The following is a 1,766-nucleotide window of genomic DNA, read 5'->3' as shown; positions in this document are numbered from 1 at the left end:
GCGGGCGGGTCGTTCAGGCCTTCGGCACCACGGTCCGCGCCACGGGACTGAACGCCCGCATCGGCCAGCAGGTCGAGATCCGCGACCCCGCCGGCGGCCCCGTGGTCAAGGCCGAGGTCGTGGGCCTGAGCGACGGCGCGGCCATACTGACGCCCCTGACCAGCCTGAACGGCCTCGGTCCCGAAGCCGAGGTCATCGCCGCCGACGATCGGACGGAAGTCCCCAGCGGCCCCGGCCTGCTGGGCCGGGTCATCGACGCCTTCGGCCGCCCGCTGGACGGCCTGGGCCCCATCGCCGGGCCGGTCGCCCTGCGCGACGTCTATGCCGACGCGCCCAATCCGCTGGCCCGACCGCCGATCAGCGCCCTGTTCCCGACCGGCGTGCGCGCGGTCGATACCCTACTGAGCGTCGGCGTAGGGCAGAGGGTCGGCGTCTTCGCCATGGCGGGCGGCGGCAAGTCGACCCTGATGGGGATGTTCGCCCGCCACTGCGCCGCCGACGTCAACGTCATCGCCCTGATCGGCGAGCGGGGACGCGAGGTGCGCGAGTTTCTCGACGACAGCCTGGGGCCGGAAGGCCTGGCCCGCTCGGTCGTGGTGGTCGCCACTTCCGACCGCCCGGCGATGGAGCGCGTCCGCGCCGCCCACGCCGCCACCGCCATCGCCGAAGGTTTCCGCGCCCAGGGCCTACGCGTCATGCTGCAGATGGACTCCGTCACCCGCTTCGCGCGCGCGCTGCGCGAGATCGGCCTGTCGGTCGGCGAACCGGCCGTGCGGCGCGGCTTTCCGCCGTCGGTCTTCGCCGAACTGCCCCGGCTGTTCGAACGGGCGGGCGCGATCGAGGGCGGCTCGATCACCGCCTTCTACACCGTGCTGATCGAGGACGAGGAAGGCGGCGACCCGATCGGCGAGGAAGTCCGCTCCATCCTCGACGGTCACGTCTATCTGTCGCGCAAGCTGGCGCAGGCGAACCACTATCCGGCCATCGACCCGCTGATGAGCCTGAGCCGCGTCTTCCCGCGCGTGACCTCGCCCGAGCATCAGGCGGCGGCGGGCAAGGTGCGCGCCTGGCTGGCCAAATACGCCGAGATCGAGTTCCTGCTGCAGATCGGCGAGTACAAGCCCGGCGGCGATCCCCTGGCCGACGAAGCAGTGCAGCGGATGCCCGCCCTTCGCGCCCTGTTGCAGCAGGGCGCCCATGAAGGCGTGGCGGCTGAGGCGGCCCTGGCCCAGCTGGCTGAGGCGGCGTCATGAGCGGGCGCGACCGCATCACCCTGCTGCGGCGCCTGGCCCCACTGCGGGCGCAGAGGGTCGAGGCCGCGCGCCGCCTGGTCGCCGTCGCCCAGGACGCCCTGGCGCGGACGCAGGCGGCGTTGCAGGCGCGCGAGGAGTCCATCGCCGCCCTGGGCCGCCACATCGAGACTCTGGATGAATGGTTCGCCTCGGGCGCGGGCGGCGACGCGCGCCTGATCGAAGGCGCCTTGTCGCGACGTGGCCTGATCGTCGACCGCCGCGAAGCTGAAATAGACGCGCGCGCCGAAGATCAGCGGGCAGTCGAAGCCGCCCAAGCTGAACGGGATCAGGCCCTGCGCGCCCTGATGCGCGCCACGGCCCGCCACGACGCCGTCGACGGCCAATTGCGCCGCGCCGTGGCCCTGCGCGCCGGACGCCGCGAGGACCAGGAACAGCTCGATTTCGAGGAACGGGGCCGCCCGCGCCTGCAACTGCTTATGGGAGGCCGCGCCTGATGGCCGACGCCGTGAACAA

Annotated in this window: 2 protein-coding genes; both read left to right on the top strand. The window is 72.8% G+C overall.

Annotation, left to right across the window (positions count from 1 at the left end):
* A partial coding sequence (locus BDIM_RS05350) for a FliI/YscN family ATPase (RefSeq protein ID WP_155818680.1) occupies positions 1 to 1,253 on the top strand: 1,253 nt, incomplete at its 5' end.
* Positions 1,250 to 1,747 carry a hypothetical protein gene (locus BDIM_RS05345; RefSeq protein WP_003164553.1) on the top strand — a complete coding sequence of 166 codons (498 nt, stop codon included), beginning with the start codon at positions 1,250 to 1,252 and terminating at the stop codon, positions 1,745 to 1,747. The genes BDIM_RS05350 and BDIM_RS05345, both read left to right, overlap by 4 nt.
* Positions 1,748 to 1,766: the final 19 nt, after the last annotated feature.

It is taken from the genome of Brevundimonas diminuta ATCC 11568 (assembly GCF_000204035.1).
In the GTDB taxonomy this organism is placed as follows: Bacteria; Pseudomonadota; Alphaproteobacteria; order Caulobacterales; family Caulobacteraceae; genus Brevundimonas; species Brevundimonas diminuta.
Note: the sequence above shows the minus strand (reverse complement) of the source record. Positions and strands in the feature narration are given on the sequence as shown.

Bases quoted from the DNA above. Each gene is read 5' to 3' on its own strand.
- BDIM_RS05345 (WP_003164553.1), top strand. From the start codon at position 1,250: ATGAGCGGGCGCGACCGCATCACCCTGCTGCGGCGCCTGGCCCCACTG.